Annotated in this window: 2 rRNA genes (1 of these 2 only partly in view); both read right to left on the bottom strand. The window is 50.7% G+C overall.

Annotated features, from left to right (window positions below):
- Positions 1-63: 63 nt before the first annotated feature.
- A 5S ribosomal RNA gene (gene rrf, locus AC07PZ_RS31565) occupies positions 64-176 on the bottom strand.
- 127 nt (positions 177-303) lie between these two features.
- A 23S ribosomal RNA gene (locus tag AC07PZ_RS31560) occupies positions 304-1581 on the bottom strand (it continues 1692 nt past the right edge of the window).

Genomic DNA, 1581 nt, shown 5'->3' with positions numbered 1-1581 from the left:
TTGCTTTTCGCAATAACAAAAGCCCCCTGCTCTTTCGAGAGGGGGCTTTTGAGGGCTGTAAGAGCCTGACGATGACCTACTTTCACACGGGAACCCGCACTATCATCGGCGCTGAGTCGTTTCACTGTCCTGTTCGGGATGGGAAGGAGTGGTACCAACTCGCTATGGTCATCAGGCATAAAGGGTTGCCTTGCTGATCGAGGATCAACAAGACGAATTCATAGAGTTTGGAATCAGCTTTTGGCGAATTATTTTGAATGCGTCAACTTGGCATAACACCCTGATCAGATTGATCAAAGTTATAGGGTCAAGCCGCACGAGCAATTAGTATCAGTTAGCTTAACGCATTACTGCGCTTCCACACCTGACCTATCAACGTCCTGGTCTTGAACGACTCTTCAGGGGGCTCAAGGCCCCGGCAGATCTCATCTTGAAACGAGTTTCCCGCTTAGATGCTTTCAGCGGTTATCTCTTCCACACTTAGCTACTCGGCAATGCCACTGGCGTGACAACCGATACACCAGAGGTGTGTCCACTCCGGTCCTCTCGTACTAGGAGCAGGCTTCCTCAAATCTGCAGCGCCCACGGAAGATAGGGACCAAACTGTCTCACGACGTTTTAAACCCAGCTCACGTACCTCTTTAAATGGCGAACAGCCATACCCTTGGGACCGGCTACAGCCCCAGGATGAGATGAGCCGACATCGAGGTGCCAAACACCGCCGTCGATATGAACTCTTGGGCGGTATCAGCCTGTTATCCCCAGAGTACCTTTTATCCGTTGAGCGATGGCCCTTCCATACAGAACCACCGGATCACTATGTCCTGCTTTCGCATCTGCTCGACTTGTCAGTCTCGCAGTTAAGCACGCTTATGCCATTGCACTATCGTCACGATGTCCGACCGTAACTAGCGTACCTTCGAACTCCTCCGTTACGCTTTGGGAGGAGACCGCCCCAGTCAAACTGCCTACCATGCACTGTCCCCGATCCAGATAATGGACCTAGGTTAGAACCTCAAACACACCAGGGTGGTATTTCAACGTTGGCTCCACAAGATCTAGCGACCCTGCTTCAAAGCCTCCCACCTATCCTACACAGATCTGTTCAAAGTCCAATACAAAGCTACAGTAAAGGTTCATGGGGTCTTTCCGTCTTTCCGCGGGGAGATTGCATCATCACAAACATTTCAACTTCGCTGAGTCTCAGGAGGAGACAGTGTGGCCATCGTTACGCCATTCGTGCAGGTCGGAACTTACCCGACAAGGAATTTCGCTACCTTAGGACCGTTATAGTTACGGCCGCCGTTTACTGGGACTTCAATCAAGAGCTTGCACCCCATCATTTAATCTTCCAGCACCGGGCAGGCGTCACACCCTATACGTCCACTTTCGTGTTTGCAGAGTGCTGTGTTTTTAATAAACAGTCGCAGCCACCGATTTTTTGCAACCCATTCATGCTCCGTTGTTCACTTCACACTAATAGGGCACACCTTCTTCCGAAGTTACGGTGTCAATTTGCCGAGTTCCTTCTCCTGAGTTCTCTCAAGCGCCTTAGAATACTCATCTCGCGCACCAGTGTCG

The organism is Variovorax sp. GW821-FHT10B04 (genome assembly GCF_059415645.1).
The sequence above is the reverse complement of the archived record's forward strand: the minus strand, read 5'-3'. Positions and strand labels throughout refer to the sequence as shown.